Origin of the sequence: Streptomyces nogalater (assembly GCF_039532885.1) — a bacterium.
Taxonomy (GTDB): domain Bacteria; phylum Actinomycetota; class Actinomycetes; order Streptomycetales; family Streptomycetaceae; genus Streptomyces; species Streptomyces nogalater.
The window spans coordinates 125,863-147,210 of record NZ_BAAASM010000030.1 but is presented as its reverse complement, the minus strand read 5'-3'; the positions used below and the strand labels follow the sequence as shown (position 1 = coordinate 147,210).

The 21,348-nt window shown below is 73.6% G+C and carries 18 protein-coding genes and 1 riboswitch; of the genes, 3 read left to right on the top strand and 15 right to left on the bottom strand.

Annotated elements, in window-relative coordinates; translation table 11 throughout:
* Positions 1-27 precede the first annotated feature (27 nt).
* Complete coding sequence (locus tag ABD350_RS20415) at positions 28-2,013, bottom strand: helix-turn-helix transcriptional regulator (RefSeq protein ID WP_344349638.1); 1,986 nt, start codon at positions 2,011-2,013, stop codon at positions 28-30.
* A 94-nt stretch (positions 2,014-2,107) separates the two neighbouring features.
* Here ABD350_RS20415 and absR1 point away from each other — a divergent pair, with 94 nt between their 5' ends.
* Entirely contained in the window at positions 2,108-3,193 is a 1,086-nt protein-coding gene (gene absR1 / locus ABD350_RS20410) for a beta-glucuronidase AbsR1 (RefSeq protein ID WP_344349637.1), read from the top strand.
* A 105-nt stretch (positions 3,194-3,298) separates the two neighbouring features.
* Here absR1 and ABD350_RS20405 read toward each other — a convergent pair whose 3' ends face one another.
* From ABD350_RS20405 to ABD350_RS20365, 10 genes are all read right to left on the bottom strand, one after another.
* Entirely contained in the window at positions 3,299-4,123 is an 825-nt protein-coding gene (locus ABD350_RS20405) for a TauD/TfdA dioxygenase family protein (protein WP_344349636.1), read from the bottom strand.
* A 55-nt stretch (positions 4,124-4,178) separates the two neighbouring features.
* The gene (locus tag ABD350_RS20400; protein WP_344349634.1) at positions 4,179-5,276 is read right to left on the bottom strand and encodes an LLM class flavin-dependent oxidoreductase; all 1,098 of its coding nucleotides are present in this window, start codon (positions 5,274-5,276) and stop codon (positions 4,179-4,181) included.
* Positions 5,273-6,670 (bottom strand): NtaA/DmoA family FMN-dependent monooxygenase, encoded by a 1,398-nt coding sequence (locus ABD350_RS20395; protein WP_344349633.1) that lies wholly within the window; start codon positions 6,668-6,670, stop codon positions 5,273-5,275. The genes ABD350_RS20400 and ABD350_RS20395 overlap by 4 nt, the downstream gene beginning before the upstream one ends.
* Before the next feature lie 21 nt (positions 6,671-6,691).
* Entirely contained in the window at positions 6,692-7,900 is a 1,209-nt protein-coding gene (locus ABD350_RS20390; RefSeq protein ID WP_344349632.1) for an LLM class flavin-dependent oxidoreductase, read from the bottom strand.
* Positions 7,901-8,052: 152 nt separating this feature from the next.
* A complete protein-coding gene (locus ABD350_RS38000; RefSeq protein ID WP_382466714.1) occupies positions 8,053-8,166 on the bottom strand; it encodes a putative leader peptide in 114 nt (37 codons plus the stop codon).
* A gap of 116 nt (positions 8,167-8,282) precedes the next feature.
* The gene (locus ABD350_RS20385; protein WP_344349631.1) at positions 8,283-9,302 is read right to left on the bottom strand and encodes an ABC transporter substrate-binding protein; all 1,020 of its coding nucleotides are present in this window, start codon (positions 9,300-9,302) and stop codon (positions 8,283-8,285) included.
* A 119-nt stretch (positions 9,303-9,421) separates the two neighbouring features.
* Positions 9,422-10,405, bottom strand: coding sequence for an amino acid ABC transporter permease (locus ABD350_RS20380; protein ID WP_344349629.1), 984 nt, complete (start codon positions 10,403-10,405; stop codon positions 9,422-9,424).
* Between the two features lie 171 nt (positions 10,406-10,576).
* The gene (locus tag ABD350_RS20375; RefSeq protein WP_344349628.1) at positions 10,577-10,726 is read right to left on the bottom strand and encodes a hypothetical protein; all 150 of its coding nucleotides are present in this window, start codon (positions 10,724-10,726) and stop codon (positions 10,577-10,579) included.
* A 32-nt stretch (positions 10,727-10,758) separates the two neighbouring features.
* A riboswitch (SAM riboswitch) is annotated at positions 10,759-10,869 on the bottom strand.
* Between the two features lie 77 nt (positions 10,870-10,946).
* On the bottom strand, positions 10,947-11,834 hold the full coding sequence (locus ABD350_RS20370) for a glutathione S-transferase C-terminal domain-containing protein (protein WP_344349627.1): 888 nt from the start codon (positions 11,832-11,834) through the stop codon (positions 10,947-10,949).
* Between the two features lie 80 nt (positions 11,835-11,914).
* Positions 11,915-12,037 carry a putative leader peptide gene (locus tag ABD350_RS20365; protein ID WP_344349626.1) on the bottom strand — a complete coding sequence of 41 codons (123 nt, stop codon included), beginning with the start codon at positions 12,035-12,037 and terminating at the stop codon, positions 11,915-11,917.
* Positions 12,038-12,418: 381 nt separating this feature from the next.
* On the opposite strand from ABD350_RS20365, the gene ABD350_RS20360 reads away from it, so the two are divergent.
* A complete protein-coding gene (locus ABD350_RS20360) occupies positions 12,419-13,909 on the top strand; it encodes an amino acid permease (protein ID WP_344349625.1) in 1,491 nt (496 codons plus the stop codon).
* Here the strand turns inward: ABD350_RS20360 and ABD350_RS20355 are convergent.
* The 4 genes from ABD350_RS20355 to ABD350_RS20340 form a co-directional block, all read right to left on the bottom strand.
* Entirely contained in the window at positions 13,889-15,175 is a 1,287-nt protein-coding gene (locus ABD350_RS20355) for a sensor histidine kinase (protein WP_344349624.1), read from the bottom strand. The genes ABD350_RS20360 and ABD350_RS20355 overlap by 21 nt on opposite strands.
* 43 nt (positions 15,176-15,218) lie before the next feature.
* The gene (locus ABD350_RS20350; RefSeq protein WP_344349623.1) at positions 15,219-16,973 is read right to left on the bottom strand and encodes a sodium/solute symporter; all 1,755 of its coding nucleotides are present in this window, start codon (positions 16,971-16,973) and stop codon (positions 15,219-15,221) included.
* A 28-nt stretch (positions 16,974-17,001) separates the two neighbouring features.
* Positions 17,002-17,247, bottom strand: coding sequence for a hypothetical protein (locus ABD350_RS20345; protein WP_344349622.1), 246 nt, complete (start codon positions 17,245-17,247; stop codon positions 17,002-17,004).
* Positions 17,248-17,682: 435 nt separating this feature from the next.
* Positions 17,683-18,204, bottom strand: coding sequence for an EF-hand domain-containing protein (locus ABD350_RS20340; RefSeq protein WP_344349620.1), 522 nt, complete (start codon positions 18,202-18,204; stop codon positions 17,683-17,685).
* 510 nt (positions 18,205-18,714) lie between these two features.
* Between ABD350_RS20340 and ABD350_RS20335 the strand changes: the two genes are divergently transcribed.
* Positions 18,715-21,255: an SdrD B-like domain-containing protein gene (locus ABD350_RS20335; RefSeq protein ID WP_344349619.1), complete on the top strand. Its 2,541-nt coding sequence runs from the start codon at positions 18,715-18,717 to the stop codon at positions 21,253-21,255.
* The last annotated feature ends 93 nt before the right edge of the window (positions 21,256-21,348 follow it).

Here is a 21,348-nt window from a genome sequence, read left to right as displayed (position 1 = left end):
CGGTGCCCGGGCGGCGGGCGGCGGCTGTCATGCCGTCTCCCGGTCGGGGCCGTCCAGTAGCCAGGGCAGCGCGGCCCGGTCCCCCGTGCCGAGCCGGGTGTACGCGCCGTACAGGTGGTTGCCCACCGTCCGTACCGACAGCGTCAGCTTCTCGGCGATCTCCCGGTTGCTCAGCCCGGCCGCGGCCAGGGTGACGATCTGCCGCTGACGGGCGGTGAGTTCGCCGAGGGCCGGTCCGGCCGGCGCGGGTGTGCTCGCGCCCTGGCAGCGGCGGGCCAGGGCCACGGCCCTGGTCCGGGAACGCCTCGCGGCGCTCGGATCCCGGTGTGCCCGGGCGGCCTGCGCGTACGCCTCCGCCGCGTAGAGCGTGAAGCCCCGTTCCGCCAGCGCCTCGGCGGCCCGGTCCAGCGCGGGCCCGTCCGCGCGTGCGAGGGCGTCGGCGTGCCGGGCGAGCACGCTGCCGGCCGGCAGCCGCCCGGCGGCCCGGGCGGGCTGCCCGAGGCGTACGGCGGCGTAGCGGGCGTGGACGTCGTCCGGGCCGGCCGTCTCGTCCGGTTGGCCGTCGGCCAAGCTGAGTTCGCCGCGGCAGCCGTCGTCCGAGGGGGTCGCCCGCAGCCCCTCCCGGGCCCAGGCCGCCGCGTCGCGCAGCTCGCCGCGCAGGCGCGCGAACCGGGCGCGGACCTCGGCGTACCGGGCGGGCGGCAAGCCGCCGTGCGCCACCAGCCAGTCCCCCACCGGCGTGGGCACCGGCCGGACGTCCAGCCGCTCCATGCGTCGTGCCAGGGTGTGCCGTTCGGCGTCCAGCGCCGGTCCGTACGCGGGGGCCGCCCCGCCCAGCCGCCGGGCCCGCAGCCGGCCGGCCGTGGCGCGCAGCACGGTGCCGTGCAGGGGGTGGGCGAGGGTGACTCCGCCCCGGTCGCCGACATCGATCAGGCCGTCCGCCTCCAGGCGTTCGAGGGCGGCGGGGGCGAGCTCGTCCAGTTCGTCCAGCGGCACGGGCAGGGGTTCGGCGAAGGCTAGACGGTCCAGGATGTCGCGTTCGCCGGGGCCGGACCGCTCCAGGGCGGGGGCGAGCCGTTCCCGGACCGCCGGGGTGACCGGCAACGGCCCCCGCCAGGCCCGCTCGCCGGTACCGGGAACGGCCTCCAGCCGGCCGGGCCCGGCGAGCCCGGCCCCCCAAACGGGCATCACCCCCACGGATCCGGCGATCCCGGCCGGCACAGCGGCTGCCGACAGCCCGGATCGAGCGAGCGCGGTCCCCGGAGCGGACGCCGGCACCCCGCACCCCGCGCATACCGCCCCCGGGTGGGGCGTCGGCATCCCGGATGCGGCGAGCACCGCTCCCGGGCCGGGCACCGGCCCATCGGCTGCGGCAGGCTCCGCCCCCGGAACGGACGTCGGCGGGCCGGATTCGGTGAGTGCGGTCAGCAGGTCGCGCAGGAGGCGCAGGTCGCCCTGGCAGGCCTGGTGGAGCCGGCGCGCGGTGAGCGGCTCCAGTTCGGCGCCGGCGAGCAGCCGGGCGGTGTCCTCGCGGGGCAGCGGGCCGAGGGCCAGCCGGGGCAGCAGTTCCCCGGTCCACAGCCGGGACACCGCTTCGGGCGCCGGTACCCCGTCCGCGGCGGCCACGATCAGCCGGGTGCGGCCGTGCACGGCCAGCTGGTGGACCAGGGCCGCGGAGGTCTCGTCCAGCAGCTGGGCGTCGTCCACGACGAGGACCCGTACGCCGGACAGTGCGCGGACCGCGTGGTGCAGCGACGCGGTGTCGGGGAGCAGAGGGGCGAACGCCGCGAGCGGCAGGTCCCGGGCCTCGGGCGTGCCGGTCACCCGGGCGTGGTCCAGGCCCCGGACCGCCTCGGTGATCAGCCGGGTCTTGCCGTGGCCCGCCGGTGCGGTCACCACGATGCCGGGCCGGCCCCCGGCCAACGCGGCCCGCACCCGCTCCAGTTCCTCCGTCCGGCCGGTGAACGGCCAGGGCAGTTCCAGGGTCTTCGCGTCCTGTCGGTAAGTCCTCACACCATGCTGAGCGCGGGTACTCGGTCCTGATACAGGGCGACTTGAGTAGCCCCCGACTCAGGTGTGCGGCCGGGGCGGGCGGCACTCTGAGGCCATGACCCGACGCCTCTGCTCGCTTCCGCGGCAGCCGGTCCCGTCGTATCCGCCGGGACTGACCGCCGAGCGGCTGGGCGCCCTGCTCGCCGGGCGGCGGATGTGGGTCAACGGCACGGTGCTGCACTACTGCTTCCTGGACGCCCGCACGGACGCCTCGGTCATCCCGGTCCCCGGGACCGGGGAGCTGCGCCGGGTGCCGTGGGCGGGCGGGGAGGGGCAGCGGGAGGTGGTCCGCGACTGCTTCCGCGAGTGGCAGGACCTCGGCATCGGCGTCACCTTCGCCGAGGTCGCCGACCGGCACGAGGCGGAGTTGCGGATCGGTTTCCAGGCCGGTGCCGGGTCCTGGTCGGCGGTGGGCCGGGACGCGCTGGCGGCGGGCCGGGGCGAGCGCACCATGAACCTCGGCTGGGATGTGACCGCGCCCGGGGAGCGCGGCACGGTCCTGCACCAGATCGGGCACGCGCTCGGCATGGTGCACGAGCACCAGAGCCCGTACGCGGGGCTGCACTGGGACGACGAGGCGGTGTACGCGGAGCTGGCCGGACCGCCCAACTTCTGGAGCCGGGAGACGACGTACACCAACGTGCTGGACCGGCTGGACGCCTGTGACACGGGGGCACCGGCGTGGGATCCGCAGTCGGTGATGACGCTGCCGCTCGGGCCGGGACTGGTGCTGGAGCCGGAGCAGTACCGCGGGGGGCTGCGGCCGCCCGGCAGCCCCTCCCCGGCCGACAAGGAGTTCGTGCTGCGCTGGTATCCGCCCGCCGGTCCGGCGGAGCCGGCCGCGCTGGCGCCGTTCCGGTCGGTGCCGCTCGGCCTCGGGCCGGGCGAGCAGGCGGACTTCGCCGTCGAGCCGTCGGAGACCCGCGAGTACACCGTGGGCACCTTCGGCGAGGCCGACACCGTGCTGGTGGTCTTCGAGGAGCGGGACGGGGAACCGCGCTTCCTCACGGGACGGGACGACGGCGGCACGCCGGACAACGCCGCCGTCCGGGTCCGGCTCGTCAAGGGCCGCCGCTACACCGTCCGGGTCCGCCTGTACTCCACGTGGGGGTCGGGAGAGACGGCGGTCATGTGCTGGTGAGGGCACACGGACGGCGCTGAGCCACAGTCCGGCACCGGGGGGAACGGGCGCGGACGTCACCTACGGGGGAGGTGACGTCCGCGCCCACGCCGTGCCGTTTTCCGCTCAGGACGCGGTGCGCAGCGGCTCCACGCCGATGACCTTGCGGTAGACGCGGGCGCCGTCGCCGTAGTCGTCGACGGCGTAGTGCCAGGTGGCCTGGTTGTCCCAGAGCACGAAGTCGCCGGGACGCCAGCCGAAGCGGATCGTGTAGTCCGGCGAGGCGGCGTGCCGCAGGAGGTGGTCGAGCAGGACGCGGCCCTCCTGCTCGGTGACGCCGGTGAGCCCGAGCGCGGAGGAGCTGAGGAAGAGTCCCTTGCGTCCGGTGAGCGGGTGTTCGAGGACGACCGGGTGTTCGGTGGTGGTCTGGCCCGGGGCGGTCTTCCGGCTGCCCTGCGCGTAGTTCTCCGGGTTGCCGTCGTAGACCGCGTTGACGCCGGCCAGCAGCGTCTTGAAGGGCTCCGACAGCTCGTCGTAGGCGGCCTGGAGGTCGGCCCACAGGGTGTGGCCGCCGAGTTCGGGCACCTCGTCGTAGGTCAGTGACTCGATGGCGAAGGCGGGGGTGCGCCACAGGCCGCCGATGTGCCAGGTGCTGGCCTTGCCGGTGTGCCGCACGTTGTAGGGGTAGACCAGCGGGTGGTCCGGGTGGCGCGCGGCGGTGGGGTGGTCGAACGGCTCGGCGAACAGCCGGACGGCCTCGACGTGCTGCCGGGGTGTCAGGTGCTGGTCGCGGAAGACCAGCACCTTGTGGTCGCGGAAGGCGGCGCGCAGCGCGTCGGCGGTGGCCGTGTCGACGGGGCGGGTCAGGTCGACGCCGGTCACCTCCGCGCCGATGCGCGGGCCGGTCCGGTGGATGACGAGGTGGGTGCCGGGATCGGTGACGGTGGTCATGTCCATCTCCTCGGTACGAAGCTCGGGGTGTGCGCTCGTGTGGACAGGAGGCGGCTCAGTGGCCGGCCGGCACGGGGGCCGGCGCGGGCGTCGGGCGGGGAGCGGCCGGGGCCCAGGGGAACGGGGGGTCGGGGATGTGGCGGCGCAGTACCGGGGCGACCTCGGACTGGAAGAGTTCGAGGGAGTCGCGGTGCCGGGTGGGCGTCAGCCCGTTCGCGTCCGCTCCCACGTGCAGCACGGTGTGCCCGAACTCCTCGTGGTAGCGGTGCACCTTGTCGATCACCTGCTCGGGGCTGCCGATCAGGGCCGAGCTGCGGGCGACGAAGTCCTCCAGGGTCTCGAAGACCACGGGCAGGCCGGCCGCCCGCTGGAAGGCCAGGTTGGCCTCGAAGACCGGGCGGTACGCCGTCAGCGCCTCCTGCGAGGTACGGGCGACGTACAGTCCGGCCGTGCCCGCGCCCACCGCGATGTCCGCCGGGTCGTGGCCGTAGTGCGCCCAGCGTTCCCGGTAGTGGCGGATCAGCGCGGCGTACGGCTCGATGGGGTGGGTGACGTTCGCCGAGAACAGCGGGTCGCCGTAGCGTGCCGCGAGGTCGACGGACTCCTCGCTGGTGGCGCTGCCGTGCCAGACCCGCACCGGCCGCTGGTACGGCCGCGGCCACACCTCGGCGTCCTTCAGCGGCGGCCGGAACCGGGTGTCGGCGGTGACCTTGTCCTCGCGCCACAGCCGCCGGAACACCTCGTAGCTCTCGGCGTTGCGGGCCCACTGGTCCTCGGGGGTGACCTGGAACAGCTCGCGCTGCGCGGAGCCGTTGCCCTTGCCGATGATCAGGTCCAGCCGGCCGTCGGACAGGTGGTCCAGGGTGGCGTAGTCCTCGTAGGCGCGGACCGGGTCGAGCAGGCTGAGCGTGGTGACGGCGGTGAACAGCCGGATGCGGCGGGTGAGGGCGGCGATGTGGGCGAGCACCACCGTCGGCGCGGAGGAGAGGAACGGCCGTTCGTGCCGCTCCCCCACGCCGAACCCGTCGAAGCCCAGTTCCTCCGCCAGGATCGCGTTGTCCAGTACCTCCCGGAACCGCTCGTGCGCCGGCCCCGGCAGTCCGGTGGCGGGGTCGGGGCGGTGCACGATCAGGGTGATGGCGAGGAACCTCACGACGCGGCCCGCTCGGCCCGCTCGGCCGGGGCTCCGGAGCGGCGGCCGGCGTCGGGGTGGGCGAGGCCCAGGTGGTCGCGCAGGGTCGTGCCCTCGTAGTCGGCGCGGAAAACGCCCTGTTCTTGGAGCAGCGGGACCACCTGGTCGGCGAACGGGTCGAGCCCGCCGGGGGTGATGTGCGGGACGAGGATGAAGCCGTCGGAGGCGTCGGCCTGGACGAACTCGTTGATGGTCCGCGCGACGGTGGCGGGCGAGCCGATGAAGGTCTGCCGGTTGCCGGTGTGGATGACCAGGTCGCGGATGGACCACTTGTTGGCCTCGGCGAGCTGCCGCCACTCGCGGGCGATGGCGACCGGGTCGCGGTACATCCGCACCTGGGCGCGGCCCCGGGAGATGTGCTCCTCGGCGACCACCGGGTCCACGTCGGGCAGCGGCCCGTCGGGGTCGTACGCCGACAGGTCCCGGTTCCACACGAATTCCAGGTGCTTGATCGCGGTGGCGCCGCTGACCTGCTGCCGGCGGACCTCGTGGGCGAGTTCGGCGGCCTCCTCGTCGGTGTCGCCGAGCACGAAGGTCGCGGCGGGCAGGATGAGCAGCTCCTCGGGGCGGCGGCCGTACTTGGCGAGGCGGGACTTGACGTCCGTGTAGAACGCCTGGCCCTCCTTCAGGGTGGAGTACCGGCTGAAGATGGCGTCCGCGTCGGCGGCGGCGAACTCGCGGCCCTCGTCGGAGTCGCCGGCCTGGAAGATGACCGGGCGGCCCTGCGGGGAGCGCGGGACGTTGAACCGGCCCTCGATGTCGAAGTGCTGTCCCCGGTGCGTGAACGCGCCGGCCCGGGCGTTGCGCAGGAAGGCGCCGGTGGCCTGGTCGGCGAGGATCTCGTCGCCGCGCCAGGAGTCGAACAGCTCGTGCGCGGTGGCGAGGAACTCCTTGGCGCGGGAGTAGCGCTCCTCCTGCGGCAGGAAGCCGCCACGCCGGAAGTTCTCGCCGGTGAAGGCGTCCCAGGAGGTGACCACGTTCCACGCGGACCGGCCGCCGGAGAGGTGGTCGAGGCTGGCGAACTGGCGGGCCACCTCGTACGGTTCGTTGAACGTGGAGTTGATGGTGCCGGTCAGGCCGAGCCGGTCGGTGACGGCGGCCAGCGCGGCGAGCACGGTGAAGGTGTCGGGGCGGCCGACCACGTCCAGGTCGTAGATCTTGCCGCCCTGTTCGCGCAGCCTCAGTCCCTCGGCGAGGAACAGGAAGTCGAACTTGGCGCGTTCGGCGGTCCGGGCGAAGTGCGCGAACGAGCTGAACTCGATGTGGCTGCCGGCGGCCGGGTCACTCCAGACGGTGGTGTTGTTGACACCGGGGAAGTGGGCGGCCAGGTGGATCTGCTTCAGCGGCTTGCTCATGGTGGGGCGAGTCCTCCCGGCTCAGGCGGCGGCTGTGGCGTAGCGGTTGGCGGGGCGGGTGAGGCCGAGGAGGCCGCGCAGGGTGGTGGCGTCGTAGGCCGTGCGGAAGCGGTGGCGGCGCTGGAGTTCGGGCACCAGGTCCCGGGTGATGCGGGGCAGGTCGTGTCCGGTGACGGCGGGCCGCAGCCGGAAGCCGGCCAGTCCGGCTGCCGCCAACTCGTCCAGCAGGTCGGCCAGTTGGGCGGCCGTGCCGGTGAAGATCCGGGCGTCGCCGGTGTACTGCTCGCCCGCGAGCGTGTCGAGCCGGTCCAGCCGGGCCCGTGCCGAGGCCTCGCTGTCGTCGAGGAGGACGACGAGGTCCCCGAAGACGTGCAGCGGCTCTCCGGCGCGGCCGGCCGCCCGCTGCTCGGCGCGGATCTCGGCGACGATGGCGCGGGCCTGGTCCGCGTCGTGCGGGGTGACGTAGCCGATGTCGGCCTGGCGGGCCACCAGCCGGTACGGGATCGTCTGGTGGGCGAGGGCGGTGACCAGCGGCTGGCCCTGTGGCGGGCGGGGGGTGATGGAGGGGCCCTTGACGCTGAAGAAACGGCCCTCGAAGTCGATGTAGTGCAGCTTGTCCCGGTCGATGAAGCGGCCGGTGGCCGCGTCCCGGATCTCGGCGTCGTCCTCCCAGCTGTCCCAGAGCCGGCGGACGACCTCCACGTAATCGGCGGCCTCGTCGAACAGGTCGGTGAGCGGTTCCCGTGCCTCCGGGCCGTCGTAGGAGTCGATCCGGCCGATGGTGCGGCGGCCGAAGTGGGCGGCCTCGTCGGGGCGGGCGCTGATCCGGACGCGCAGGCCCGCGCGTCCGGTGCTGACGTAGTCCAGGGTGGCGATGGCCTTGGAGATGTGGAACGGCTCGGTGTGGGTGGCCACCACGGTCGGGACCAGGCCTATGTGCCGGGTGAGCGGGGCGACGCGGGAGGCGACGAGGACCGCGTCGAGCCGGCCGCGGACCTGGTCGGTGCGCTCGTCGGGCGCCAGGAGCCGGGAGGACTGCGGGGCGAGGCCGTCCTCGATGGTCACGAAGTCGAGCAGACCGCGTTCGGCCTCGGTGATCTGCTCGGCCCAGTAGCCGGCGGTGAACAGGTCCCGGGGGCGGGCGGCCGGCTCGCGCCAGGACGCGGGATGCCAGCCGGTGCCGTCCAGGGCGACGGCGAGATGCAGGTGTGCGGAGGGAGTCGGCGACACGTCGGTGCCTTCCTTGATGTCCGTACGTCGGTGAGCGGCGCGCGGCCGGGCACGGGCCGGGGGGTGCACGCGGCGAGGGCCGGGCGGGCGCGCGAAAGGGGAAGCGGAAGGGGAAACGGGAGGAGCTGCCGGGCCGGGGGTCCGGGCGGGGGTCAGCGGCGACAGAGCGCGGCGGACACGCGCTGGAGGTCTATGTGCGGCCGGGAGTGCAGCCGGACGGAGCGGTACGGGCACGGCACGCGCGGCGGACGGGTCTGTCCGGGCATCCGGGTCACGGCCGTCACCTCCCTCCGTCGGTCGCGGCGGGCCGGTTCGGCGTCCGCCGGATGGATCTCGTCATGACGGTCAACGCCTCGCCGCCGCGGGTTGTTCCCGGGCCCGCTCAGGAGTTGTCCAGGGGCAGGCCGGGCGGGTTGATCTCGGACTTGGGCACGGCTTCGTCCGACAGGTTGTAGGCGGCGAGCCACTTGTCGTACTGCCCGTGGTCGATGAGGTGGTTCAGGGCGTCGGCGAGCGGCTCGGCCAGTCCGCTGTCCTTCTTGGCGGTGGCGGCGATCAGGCCCTGGACGGTCTCGCCGGCGCCGGAGAAGGTGCCCGCGTTGCGGGTCGGATCGGGGGTGCGCGCGGTCTGCCGGGCGCGGTAGGCGACGGCGGGGCCGGGGCCGAGGAAGGCGTCGACCTTGCCGCTGCGCAGCGCCAGGTTGATGGCGTTCTGGTCCGGGAAGTACTTGACGGTGAGCTTCTTGCCCTCCTTGGCCAGTCTGGCCTTCCACTCCAGCAGGATCTTCTCCTGGTTGGTGCCGGCGCCGACGGTGACCGTCTTGCCGGCGAGGTTCTCGTAGTCACCGTCGAAGTTCCAGGTGCTCTTCTTCGGTACCTCGAAGGCCAGGTCGTCCTTGCGGTAGGAGGCGAACTCGTACTTCTTCTTGCGTTCCTCGGTGACGGTGACGTTGGAGAAGGCGACGTCGGTCCTGCCGCTGTCGAGGCCGACGAAGAGGTTCTCCCAGGTGGAGTTGCGCAGTTCGGGCTTGAGGCCGAGCACCGCGGCCACCAGCCGGCCGAGGTCGGGTTCGGAGCCGGTGAGGGTCTTCTGGTCGCTGCCCACGAAGTTCAGGGGTGCGGAGCCGGAGGGCAGGCCGCCGACGCCGATGACGAGCTTGCCGCTCTCGCGGACGGAGGCGGGCAGGCGGGCGCTGATGGACTTGACCTCGGAGACCTTCAACTCGGTCGGTTCGGCGGCCCCGTTGGACAGCCGGCCCACGGTCACCGTGCCGGCCGGGCCGGCGGTGGTGGCGGCGTCGCCGTCTCCCCCGCAGGCGGCGAGTCCGCCGGCCAGGGAGAGGGTCGTGGTCGCCGCGGTGAGGCCGCGGACGAGGCGGCGTCGGGAGAACTGGCTGGGCATGGCTGTCCTTGTCGTTCGGGTGTCGGCATCCGGCGAGGCGGGCGTGGTCTTTCCGGGCGCCTTTCCGGGCGTCTTTCCGGGCGTCTTTCCGGGCGTCTTTCCGGGGGTCCGCGCGGTGGTCATACGGCGGTTTCCCGGCGCAACCGGGCGCGCAGCTCCGTGAGTTGGGCGCGCAGCCGCTGGAGCGGGGTCGGCGGCAGGGCGCGAGTGGCGCCGCGGGCGTAGTACCGCTCGACGTAGAACTGGGCGACGGAGACGGCGCTGGTCAGGATCAGGTACCAGACGGTGGCGACCATCAGCAGCGGTACCACGTCGCCGGGGTAGGTGCTGCCCATCGACTGCACCACGCCGAACAGGTCGAGCAGGGACACGTAGAACACCAGGGACGTGCTCTTGATCAGGCCGATCAGCTGGTTGACGTAGTTGGGGGTGATGGACCTGAGGGCCTGCGGGAGGACGATCCTGCGGAACCGGTGGCCCCGGGGCAGGCCGAGCGCGGCGGCGGCCTCGTGCTGGCCCTGGTCGACGGAGAGGATGCCGCCGCGGACCACCTCGGCCGCGTACGCCGCCTCGTTGAGGGTGAGGCCGACGACGGCGATGGTCATGTCGGTGGCCAGCCGGGACTCGTCGAAGGTCACGAAGGCGGGGCCGAACGGCACCCCGAGGCTCAGGGTCTTGTACAGGGCACTGAAGTTGTACAGGAAGATCAGCACCACGATCAGCGGGACGGAGCGGAACAGCCAGGTGTAGGTCCAGCCGACCGCGCGCAGCACCGGGCTCGCGGAGAGCCGGCCGAGCGCGAGCAGGACGCCGCCGAGCAGCCCCAGCACGGCGCTGAGCGCGGCCACTTCGAGGGTGACGAGGAGTCCGTCGAGGACGGCGGGGCGCAGGAACCAGTAGCGGAAGCGGTCCCACTGGTAGAAGGGGTTCGTGACCAGTCCGTGCAGGATCTGCGCGACGAGGACGAGGACGACGGCGGTGACGATCCACCGGCCGGGCCGGCGCTGTGGCCGAACCAGTGGCGCGTCGGGGTCCTTCGACGGTGTGTCGGTGGGTCTGGGCGCCTCGGCGAGGGAGACGGCGGCGCCTGGGGGTTCACTCATGAGGGGCTCCGGCGGGATCGGACACCCCGGGCCGCGGCCGGGCGGGCGTGCGCCGCGACGGCTCTGGGGCACGGGGCGGCGCACGGGCCGGCGCTAACCGGGGGCTGGGCGGACAACGGCACACCGGGCGAGCGGGGTGTGCGGCGGGAACGCGAGGGCGATGAGGAGTGGTCAGCCCTGGCGGCGGGCGATGCCCGGCGCGGTACACAGCGCGCTGTTCACACGGAGCAGATCGACGGCACGGTCCGCGACCAGGAGACCGGCGTACGACGGCACGCGGCCCTGGGGGCGGCTCGGGGCCGTCCTGGGAGCTGCGTACATGGCGTCACCTGTCACTGTCGTGGCCCCGGGGAGCCTCGCGCTTACCGAATGCGTCGTCCGGTCCGGTCGTCACCTGGGGCACCCCACCGCGGTGCGAGGGTTGCCGGTCAGCGAGCCAGGGCTTGGCGCTGACGCTCATGACCATTCTGAGCCGTAAGTAAGGCAGTTGCCTGTTCGAATGTCAACGCCCGTCCGCCCAGTGGACCCCGGCATACCGCCCTCACCTGCGGCAGGCGCCCGGGGTGTGCGCGGCGTGGCCCGCCCAGTCCAGGATCTGGACGGCGGCTCCGGCGGCCTCCAGGCCCTGGCAGCGGCCGTGGTGGCGGCGGGCGATGCCGTCGAGGTCGAGATGGCGGCCGAAGGCCGGGTGGGCGGCCAGCCGGCGGGCGTAGGCCCACAGCGCGCGGTGCCCGGCCACCCGGTGCACGGCGGAGGCGTCGAGATGGCAGCGGTGGACGGTGTCGAGCTGCACCAGGGACACCCACAGCTCGATGTCGGCGGCGGTGAGCCGGCCGTCGGCCAGGTACTCCTCCCCGCCCAGCCGGCGCTCCAGCCGGCCGAGGGTGTCCAGCAGGGTGTCGAGCGCGGCGGCCCGCTCCTCCGGGTGGGCGCCCGCCCGGCCGGCCCGCTGGGCGGCCTCCTCGATACCCTCGGCGCACATCCGCTCCACCGCCTCGATCACGGACTCCAGGCCCGCGGGGTACAGGCCGGCGCGGTCATCCGGGCGGAACCGGTCCAGGTCGCGCAGGATGTCGGGGGTGTGGGTGCTGACGATGCGTCCGGACCAGTCGTCGCTGAGGACCGGGTCGAGCGCCGGGCCGGTGTAGTGGTGGGCGCTCGCCTCGTACAGCGGGCGCAGCGCCGTGTGGCCGCCGTCGGGACAGTCGGGGGCGGCGGGCAGGAGGGTGACCGGACAACGGGTGTCCAGGCCGAGGAGGCTGTGGCCGACGGCGAGGCGCAGCCCGTCGGGGCCGGCGGTGGACAGGTGGAGCCGGTAGCGGTGCGGCACGGCGTAGTGGCCGCTGCGCGCGTCCCGGCCGATCCGGCCCCGGAACCCGGGGGCGGTGCGGTGGGCGGGCCGGGCGGCGGCGAGCGGAGTGATGGACATGCGTCTCCCCGGGTGGTGGGCGTGCGGACGGGCGCTCCGGCACGGGCGTCGGCCGGCCGGCGGGGGCCGAGGGGCCCGGTTCAGCGGTGGCGGCTGATCGCGCTGCAGACACGCTGGAGGTCGATGTGACGGCGGGAGGTGAGCAGGGGCGCGCGCGACGGGGCCCGGTCCGTTCGGCCGGTGCCCGGTGCGAGGCGCGTCATGATTTCCTACCTGTTCACTAGGATTCCCTCCCTGGAGTGTCGATCCGGCTCGGTACGACGTCAAGGGGGCGTCCACACACCGGAGTCGGGGGTCTCTCCACTCACCCCGGTGTCCAGCAGCTCCAGGTGCTCCTCGGGCAGGCCGTCCACGCGATCACGACCCGGCGTCCGGGGCATGTGCGCGGGCCGGGGGCGGCGGACCGACCTCGACCGACGCCGGACATCTGGCGGCGGGAGGTCCACACCGCGACGTTTTTTGCGTGATCAAGCGGCCCTCGCGGAACAAAAAACGGCGATTTTGAGCCAGATCGGCGCATCCCCGACCATGGAGCCCGTCCCGGTGATCCCGGGAACGTCCGTTCCATGAGAGGCGCACCACCCATGCACAACACCGGAACCGTCGCCCGGTCGGCTCCGGCCTCCGCGGAGACCCCCGCGGCGCCCCCCACGGTTCCCGCCGAGGCCCCGCACCGCGACGCCGGCCGGCACGCCCGCCGGTTCGGCCTGCCCGTCGCCACCGCGCTGGTCATGGGCAACATCATCGGCGGCGGCATCTTCCTGTTGCCCGCCTCCATCGCCCCTTACGGCACGGTCAGCCTGGTCGCCTTCGTCGTGCTGACCGTCGGCGCCATCGCGCTCGCCCTGGTCTTCGGCCGGCTGGCCGCCCGGGACCCGCGCACCGGCGGCCCCTACGTCTACGCGCGCGAGGCGTTCGGCGACTTCGCCGGCTTCCTCGCGGCCTGGTCGTACTGGATCACCACCTGGGTGTCGAACGCGGCCCTCGCCGTCGCCGCCGTCGGCTACCTGGACGTGCTGATCCCGGTCAACGACCACCGCTGGACCGCCTGCCTGGCAGCGCTCACCCTCCAGTGGCTGCCCGCCCTCGCCAACTTCGCCGGCACCCGGTACGTCGGCGCCGTCCAGCTGGTCTCCACCGTGCTGAAGTTCGTACCGCTGCTGCTGGTCGCGGTCGGCGGGCTGTTCTTCTTCGACCCGGACCGGCTCGGCCCGTTCAACGCGAGCGGGCAGGGCGCGGTCGGCGCGGTGTCCGCCTCCGCCGCCCTGCTGCTCTTCTCCTACCTCGGGGTGGAGTCCGCCGCCGTCAGCGCGGGCGAGGTCAGGAACGCCCGCCGCAACGTGGGCCGCGCCACCGTCATCGGCACCGCGGGCGCGGCGCTGGTGTACCTGCTGGGCACGATGTCGGTGTTCGGCACGGTCGCGCACGATCGCCTGGTGACCTCCACCGCGCCGTTCTCGGACGCCGTGAACACGATGTTCGGGGGCAGCTGGGGCGGTACGGCGGTGGCGCTCGCCGCGCTCGTGTCGATGACCGGCTGCCTCAACGGCTGGACCCTGCTCAGCGCCCAGACGCCGTACGCGGCGGCGCGCGACGGACTGTTCCCGAGCGCCTTCGCCCGCCGCCGGCGGGGCGTGCCCACGGTCGGCGTGGGCGTGACGGTGGTCCTGGCCTCGCTGCTCACCGTCTACAACTACTTCTCCGGCTCGGCCAAGGTCTTCGACGTCCTGGTCCTGGTGACCACGTTCACCGCGACCGTGCCGTACCTGCTGGCCACCGCCGCGCAGATCTTCCACCTCGTGGCCGGGCGGCCCGGGGCGGTCGACCGGGGGCGGCTGGCGCGGGACTCCGTGACCACCGCGGTGGCCGCCGCGTTCTCCGTCTGGCTGATGGCGGGCGCGGGCTACGCGGCGGTGTACCAGGGGGTGCTGTTCCTGTTCGCCGGGATCATCGTCTACGCGGTGATGGCGGCGCGGCGGCAGCGCGGACAGGCGCCGGCGGACGCGAGGCCGACGGCCGGCGCGCCGACGGCCGAGACGTCGGCGACCGAGACGTCAGCGGTCGAGGCGTCGTAGCCCACCGTCCCCCGGCTCCGTGACCCCCGGCACCTCGGTGTCCGGGGGTTCGCTGTCCGGGGGCGCGGTGTCCGGGGGCGCGGTGTGGACTCCGGGCCGGTACTTGGGGACACGGAGGGTGACCTTCGTCCCGGCTCCGACGCCGGTCTCGATCACCAGGCCGTGCTCGTCGCCGTAGACCTGGCGCAGCCGCTCGTCCACGTTGCGCAGCCCGATGCCAGCCGTCGGCCCGTCCTCGCCGCGCAGGATCCGGCGGAGGCGGTCCGGCTCCACGCCGACCCCGTCGTCCTCGACGACGATCCGGGCCGTCGCCCCCTCGTCCCGCGCGGTGATCGTGATACGGCCGCGCCCGGCGCTCTCCTCCAGCCCGTGCTTGACCGCGTTCTCCACCAGGGGCTGGAGGCACAGGAAGGGAACGGCCACCGGCAGCACCTCGGGGGCGATCCGCAGGGTGACCTCCAGCCGCGGCCCGAACCGGGCCCGGACCAGCTCCAGGAACTGTTCGACGGCGCGCAGCTCCTCGGCCAGGGTGGTGAACGCGCCGTGGCGGCGGAAGGAGTAGCGGGCGAAGTCGGCGAACTCCAGCAGCAGTTCGCGGGCCCGCTCGGGATCGGTACGGACGAAGGACGCGATCGCCGCCAGCGAGTTGTAGACGAAGTGCGGGGAGATCTGCGCCCGCAGCGCGCGGACCTCCGCCTCGATCAGCCCGGTGCGGGTCCGGTCCAGGTCGGCGAGTTCGAGCTGGACCGAGACCCAGCGCGCCACCTCCTCGGTGGCCCGGGCCCCGGACCCCGGCTCCCCCGCGCCGAGCACGACGAGGGCGCCGGGTACGCGCCGGTCGACGGTGAGCGGCGCGGCGGCGCCCCAGCGCACCGGGCAGTCCGGGTCGGCGCAGGCGACGGCGAAGGTCTGCGCGCGGCCGGTGTCCAGCACCTGGCGGACCCGTTCCAGGGCCGCCTCCGCGTGGTGCCGGCCCGGTCCCTCCCAGGCCAGCAGCCGGTCCTCGGCGGTGAGCCCGAGCGCGGCCGTGCCGAACAGCGGCCGGAGCCCGCGGACCGCCTTGCGGGCGGCGTCCGGGGTGAGTCCGGCGCGCAGCGGGGGCGCGGCCACCGAGGCGGTGTGCAGGGTGCGGAAGGTGGCGCGTTCCACGGGGGTGCCGGGGTCCGTGCCGTCCCGGGCCGCCCGGCGGGCCGGCAGGCGACCGATGGCGAGCCCGGCGGCGAAGAGCAGCGGGGCTCCGGCGGCGAGCAGGGCGAGGCCGTTCACGGGCGCGCGCCACGGGCCGTGGACGGCCGGAGCGGGCGGGTCGTCATGGCGTCGTCACTCCTCGGCGGGTGCTGGGCAGGTCCCGGCCGGCCGGGCGTTCGGGCAGGTGCAGGCGGGCCATGGCGGCCTCGGTGCCGGGCGGGACGCGGTGCCGGGTGGCCAGGGACACCAGGATCATGGTCAGGAAGCCGAGCGGGACGGACCACACGGCGGGCCAGGCGAGCAGGGAGCGCGCCCAGCCGCCGGCCGGCGGCCCGGCGATGGTCAGGGTGACGGCGGTGAGGGCGCCGCCGCCGCCCGCCAGGAGCCCCGCGATCGCGCCGGGCGGGGTCAGCCCGCGCCACCAGATGCCGAGCACCAGCAGCGGGCAGAAGGCGGAGGCGGCCACGGCGAAGGCGAGTCCCACGGCGCTGGCGACGGGGAGCTGGCCGGCGGCCACGCTCACGGTGCCGGGCACGGCCACCGCCGGCAGCGTGGCGAGCCGGAAGCGGCGGACGCCGAGCGCGGGCAGCACGTCCTGGCTGAGCACGCCCGCGACGGACAGGGTGAGCCCGGAGGCGGTGGACAGGAAGGCGGCGCAGGCCCCGGCGGCGATCAGCGCGCCGAGCAGGTCACCGGCGGTGCCGCCGAGCAGCCGCTCGGGCAGGACGAGGACGGCGGCGTCGGTGTCGCCGGTGAGCAGCAGGTCGGGGGCGTAGAGCCGGCCGAGCAGGCCGTAGAGGGGCGGCAGCAGATAGAAGCCGCCGACGAGAGCGAGCACGATCACGGTGGTGCGCCGGGCGGCGCGGCCGTCGGGGTTGGTGTAGAAGCGGACGAGGACGTGGGGCAGCCCCATGGTGCCGAGGAAGGTGGCGCAGATCAGCCCGTACGTGGCGTAGAGCGGGTGCTCCTCCTCGCCGCCGGACAGCGGTGCCGCCCAGCCGGCGGCGCCGCCCGGCCGGCCGTCGCCGGGCGCGCGCTCGGGCACCGGGGTGCCGGGCGGGAACCGCAGTGTGGTCCCGGCCCGGATCTCGTGCACCCCGGGGTCCAGCACCAGCGGTCCGCCGTGGTAGGCCCGGCCGTCCACGGCACCGCTCGCCACGGCCCGCAGCGGCGCCTCGATCCGCAGCCGTACGGTGCTGTCGACGGTGACCTGGGTGTGCCGGCGGAAGGTCGGCGGCTCCTCCATGGCACGGGCGGGGCGCGGGTCGCCGTGCCAGGCGAGCAGCAGGAACACCGCGGGCACCAGGAGCGCGGTCAGCTTCAGGCAGTACTGGAACGCCTGGACGAAGGTGATGCCGCGCATGCCGCCGGCGGCCACGGCGAGCGTGACGACTACGGCGACGAGCACACCGCCGAGCCAGTGCGGCGCGCCCGTGACCAGGCCGAGGGTGAGGCCGGCGCCCTGGAGCTGGGGCAGCAGGTACAGCCACCCGACACCGACGACGAGCACCCCGGCGACCCGCCGGGCGGCCGTGGACCCGAGCCGTGAGTCGGCGAAGTCGGGCAGGGTGTAGGCACCGGAGCGGCGCAGCGGGGCGGCGACGAACGCGAGCAGGACGAGATAGCCGGCCGCGTAGCCGACGGGGAACCAGAGCATCTCGACGCCCTCGGCGGCGACGAGCCCGGCGATGCCGAGGAAGGAGGCGGCCGAGAGGTACTCCCCGCTGACCGCCATGGCGTTGAGGTACGGCGGTACGGTGCGGGAGGCGACGTAGAAGTCGGAGGTGGTGCGGGAGACGCGCAGCCCCACCGAGCCGATCACCAGCGTCACCAGGACCGCCGCCGACACCGCCACGATGCCGTACGTCTGGTTCACCCGGCGGCTCCGGACGCCCGGACCCCGGTCACGGCCAGGCCCCTTGGTCCCGCTCCAGGGCGTGCCGTTCATTGCGTTCGGCCCGTACGACGTACCACCGGCCGAGGACGACGAGCACGGGGTAGGCACCGACCCCGAGTACGGCCCACACGAGCAGCGCGCTGCCCGGCCGGGCCGCCGGGTCGGGCAGGGCCGCGAAGAGGAGGGGCAGCAGCCCGATCACTGCGACGAGCATGCCGAACGCCAGCATGCCGAGCCGGAACTGACGTCGCATCAATTCCTTGAGTACGGCGGTGTCCTCGGGGCGGGTCCGGGCGGGTGGGGCCGGGGCGGGGACCGGGCGGGACGTCCGGGGAGCCCCCGTGACCACTTCACGCCGGGGAGTCCCGGGTCCACCCATGCCGCGCCCTCCGGCCCGCGAAGATCACACGTCGCAGTGGAGTGTACGCACCCCAAAACCAAAGGGACAGTTCCCGGTCGACGCCGATCGCCACGCCGTACCGGGCCGGCACGCGCGAGCGGCCACCACTGGGACCCCGCTCGGATCCCGCTCGGCTTTCCGTGGTGCCGGGGTGGTGGGACCGGATCAGCGAAGGCGTGCCCGGCGACCCGTCCGACCGCCGACTCGGGGAGGCCGAGGGGACGGACGGTCGCGCGGATGGCCGGCCTTCAGCCCCTCCCCCGGGTGCCGGAGTCCACAAGGCCCCCGTCAGGAGCGGATCCGCGGGGCCGGCCCGGTGCCGTACGCCGCGGCCATGGGGGAGTCGCCCGTGGTGACGAAGTCCCGGATGCCCGCCAGGTAGGCGTCGCGGTCGATCAGCCCGTCCCGGTCGGTGTCGAGGGCGTCGAACGCCGCTCCGGCATCGGTTGCGGCGTTCCCCGCCGCCGTGCGCAGCCGGGTGAACGCGGCGCGGTCCAGGTACCCGTCGGCGTCGGTGTCGGCGATGTCGAACAGCGAGCCCAGCGCCGGCCGGCAGGAACGCTCGAACGCCTCGTGCCCGACCCAGGTGCGGTATTCCTCGAACGTGACGCGCCCGTCGCCATTGGCGTCCATGTCCCTGAAGACGGCCTCGTGAGCGGCCCGGGAAGCGGCGACGACCGGGTGGCCGGCGTCACGGCCCATCGCGGAGGCCACACGGCCGACCCGCGCGAGGTACTCCTCATGAGTGATCGCGCCGTCGCCATCGACGTCCAGCATCGCGAAGATCCGGTGTTGAGGTGAGTCGGACACTGCGTTTCCTCCTGGTGCGTCCACGACTTGACCACCGCCAAATTACCCATGAACAGGCCCAACTACCCGCGAACATGGATGAATCCATGAATCCGCCGGCTCACCACCCGGCCGGGCAGTACGGTGACCGCCCCGCCTTCGATCGCGTATACGAGTCGGTAACCCTTGAAGATGCCGGTGAAAATGGCGGATACCGATGGTTGTGAGGAGTTCCGCTGGTGGCCACCGGACGCCCATGGATAGACTGTCGCGCGCTGCTCGCGACGGCGGTCGGCGAGGTCGGTGGTGGGGGCGAGGGTAACCGTGATTGAGCTGCGCAAACTCCCAGCCCGGGGTGGTCCCGCGCGAGAGTTTGAACGCGTGTTCGCTTTTTTCGGCCCGCATTCCTTACGGCTCGCCCGCAAAATCCTCGAACGATCGCCATAAAGCGGTCCACGCAACAGCGGCGGGCCCTTTTTCTTTGCCTCGGGGGCTTCGTTTTCAAGACAAGGGAAGTGTGAGTGTGATGCCATGAACCGAGTCGGCAGAGACTCGCGCCGGGCGGCCGGAGGGCTTGTGGAGCCACTGGCGCGCACCGGCTTGTCCCTCCTCTTACTGGCGGGCGCCGCCGTCGGAGCGACGGCAGGACCGGCCGCCGCCGCGGCCGACGACGGCACGCTGACGGTCCAGGTGCTGCGCGACTTCTTCGGCACCGGCGTGATCAACACGACGATGGACGTGCCGCAGCGGGGCATGCGGGTGGAGGTCTCCGACCCCGCCGGGCACCGGGTCACCGGTGTCACGGACGCCACCGGAAAGGTCGTGGTGCCGGAGTCGGCCGCGCTGACCGGCGGCAGGTACCGCGTCGACGTCAGCGTCCCGCAACCGTACAGCCGCTATCTGCGGGCGGCGCCCGCCTCGACGGCGGACAACCACTTCGACAGCTTCACATCGTTCGTGGACGTGTCGGACGGGAAGGACGCCTCGGTGGTGACCGGGGTGTGGGATCCGGCCGACTACGCGCTGCCGGACTCCCGGTACTTCGTGCCGGTCCACAACGGTCCGAACGGGAACGACAACCGGGCGTTGGTGGCGTTCGGGACCAAGGCCCGGCGCACGTGTCCCACCGACGCGGCGTGCCCGGCCACGCTGGCCACGCAGGACCAGGTGGGTACGACGTTCGGGCTCGCCTACGACACGTACCGGACCCGGCTGTTCCAGAGCGCGTTCGCCCGCCGGTACACCCCCTACGGGCCGCAGGGCGGGGGCGCGATCTACACGGTGCCCGTCGACGGCTCGGGTGCCCCGAAGCTGTTCGCGCGGGTGCCGGACGCCACGGTGACGCGGCACGACACCGCCAACATGATCAAGGACGCCGGGTTCACCGACGCGCCCGGCAAGGAGAGCATCGGCGGCCTGGCCCTGTCGGAGGACGGCACCACGCTGTACGCGGTGAACCTGCGCACCCGCAGCCTGGTGAGCTTCGACGCGACCGGCGCCACCGCCTCCGCGCCCAAGTCGACGGTCCCGATCCCGGACCCGGGGTGCGCGAGCCGCGACGACTGGCGGCCGTTCGGTCTCCAGACCCACGACAACACGCTGTACGTCGGCGGCGTGTGCAGCGCGGAGAGCACGCAGAAGCGCGAGGACCTGAAGGCTGTCGTCGCCACCTTCGACGGCAAGCGGTTCAGCACGGTGCTGAGCCATCCGCTCACGTACGAACGCGGCAGCGTCTTCGGTTCCGGCGACAAGGCCACCCACTGGAACCCGTGGAACACCGGCCTGGACACGTGGGACGACCGGAAGGTGCGCAACACCTTCATCGATCCGCAGCCGGAGCTGGCCTCCCTCGCCTTCGCCCGCGACGGCTCGATGATCCTGGGTTTCCGCGACCGCTTCATGGACGTGCTCAGCTGGGGAGGACTGGACCCCCGCCCGGGGAACAACGACCAGGAAAACGGCATGTCCGGTGGTGACATCACCATGGTCTGCGCCACTCCCACCGGCGAATACCAGTGGGAAGGCACCGGCAGCTGCCCCAACCACGCCAACCCCGCCAACAGCGGCGGCCAGCCCACCGACGTCGTCGAATACTTCCCGGGCGACTCGTTCGCCAACGCGCACCAGGAGACCGCGCTGGGGTCCGTCGCCTACATCCCGCAGCAACAGTGGGTGGTGAGCACCGAGTTCGACCCGGTCGTGGACGTCGCGACCTCGGGGACCGGCTACCACGACATCACGACCGGTGAGGGCCCGGGCAACGCTCCGAAGGCCAACGGGTATCAGTTCGTCAGCCGGGAGCAAGGCGGGTTCGGCAAGGCAGGCGGGCTCGGTGACATCGCCTACGCGGCGGCGAACGCGCCGATCCAGATCGGCAACGTCGTGTGGTTCGACGGCGACCACAACGGGATCCAGGACCCGGGGCACGTGCTGCTGCCGGGGGCGACGATCAACCTGCTGGACGCGGACGGCAAACAGGTCGCCACGACCCGGACCAATGCCGCCGGCGAGTACTACTTCGGTGGTGTCGGCGCCGCGTACGAGCTCACGCCGGGCGCGAAGTACACGGTGCAGTTCGACGTGTGCACCGCGGACACCAGTCAGGTGCCCGAGCAGCCCGCGGCGAGCGAGCTGAGGTTCACCCTCCCGCGGGCCGGAGCCGATCGCGCACACGACTCCAATGTGACCCCGCCGACCACCGGGGAGCTGTGCAACGGCTACGCGCCCGTCACCGCACCGGACAAGCCGGGCGGCGTGGACCACACCATCGACGCCGGGGTGTACATCCCGAAGGAGTCCCCTAGCCCGAGCCCGACCCCCACGCCCAGCCCGACACCGACTCCCAGCCCGACTCCGACACCCGGCCCGAGCTCGCCGCCGGCCTCGCCGCCGGCCTCGACGCCACCGTCACCCGCGCCGCCGGTCAACCCGGCCCCGGGCGGTGGGGGCGGTTCGATGGCGAACACCGGTATGGCGGGGACGGCGCAGCTGATCGGCCTGGCCGGTCTGCTGGTGACCGCGGGCCTGGTCATCGCGTTCGTGACCCGGAACCGTCGCGCCCGGCAGCACTGAACGAACCGCACAACGGTGATCTGCCCGGCCGCGCTCCTCAGGACGCGGCCGGGCGGGTCACGTCCCGGCCGGTCCACGAGGACCGGCCTCGAC

Coding starts and splice junctions, on each gene's coding strand:
- absR1 (WP_344349637.1), top strand. CDS start 2,108: ATGACCCGACGCCTCTGCTCGCTTCCGCGGCAGCCGGTCCCGTCGTAT.
- ABD350_RS20405 (WP_344349636.1), bottom strand. CDS start 4,123: ATGACCACCGTCACCGATCCCGGCACCCACCTCGTCATCCACCGGACC.
- ABD350_RS20395 (WP_344349633.1), bottom strand. CDS start 6,670: ATGAGCAAGCCGCTGAAGCAGATCCACCTGGCCGCCCACTTCCCCGGT.
- ABD350_RS38000 (WP_382466714.1), bottom strand. CDS start 8,166: ATGCCCGGACAGACCCGTCCGCCGCGCGTGCCGTGCCCGTACCGCTCC.
- ABD350_RS20385 (WP_344349631.1), bottom strand. CDS start 9,302: ATGCCCAGCCAGTTCTCCCGACGCCGCCTCGTCCGCGGCCTCACCGCG.
- ABD350_RS20380 (WP_344349629.1), bottom strand. CDS start 10,405: ATGAGTGAACCCCCAGGCGCCGCCGTCTCCCTCGCCGAGGCGCCCAGA.
- ABD350_RS20375 (WP_344349628.1), bottom strand. CDS start 10,726: ATGTACGCAGCTCCCAGGACGGCCCCGAGCCGCCCCCAGGGCCGCGTG.
- ABD350_RS20370 (WP_344349627.1), bottom strand. CDS start 11,834: ATGTCCATCACTCCGCTCGCCGCCGCCCGGCCCGCCCACCGCACCGCC.
- ABD350_RS20365 (WP_344349626.1), bottom strand. CDS start 12,037: ATGACGCGCCTCGCACCGGGCACCGGCCGAACGGACCGGGCCCCGTCG.
- ABD350_RS20360 (WP_344349625.1), top strand. CDS start 12,419: ATGCACAACACCGGAACCGTCGCCCGGTCGGCTCCGGCCTCCGCGGAG.
- ABD350_RS20345 (WP_344349622.1), bottom strand. CDS start 17,247: ATGCGACGTCAGTTCCGGCTCGGCATGCTGGCGTTCGGCATGCTCGTC.
- ABD350_RS20335 (WP_344349619.1), top strand. CDS start 18,715: ATGAACCGAGTCGGCAGAGACTCGCGCCGGGCGGCCGGAGGGCTTGTG.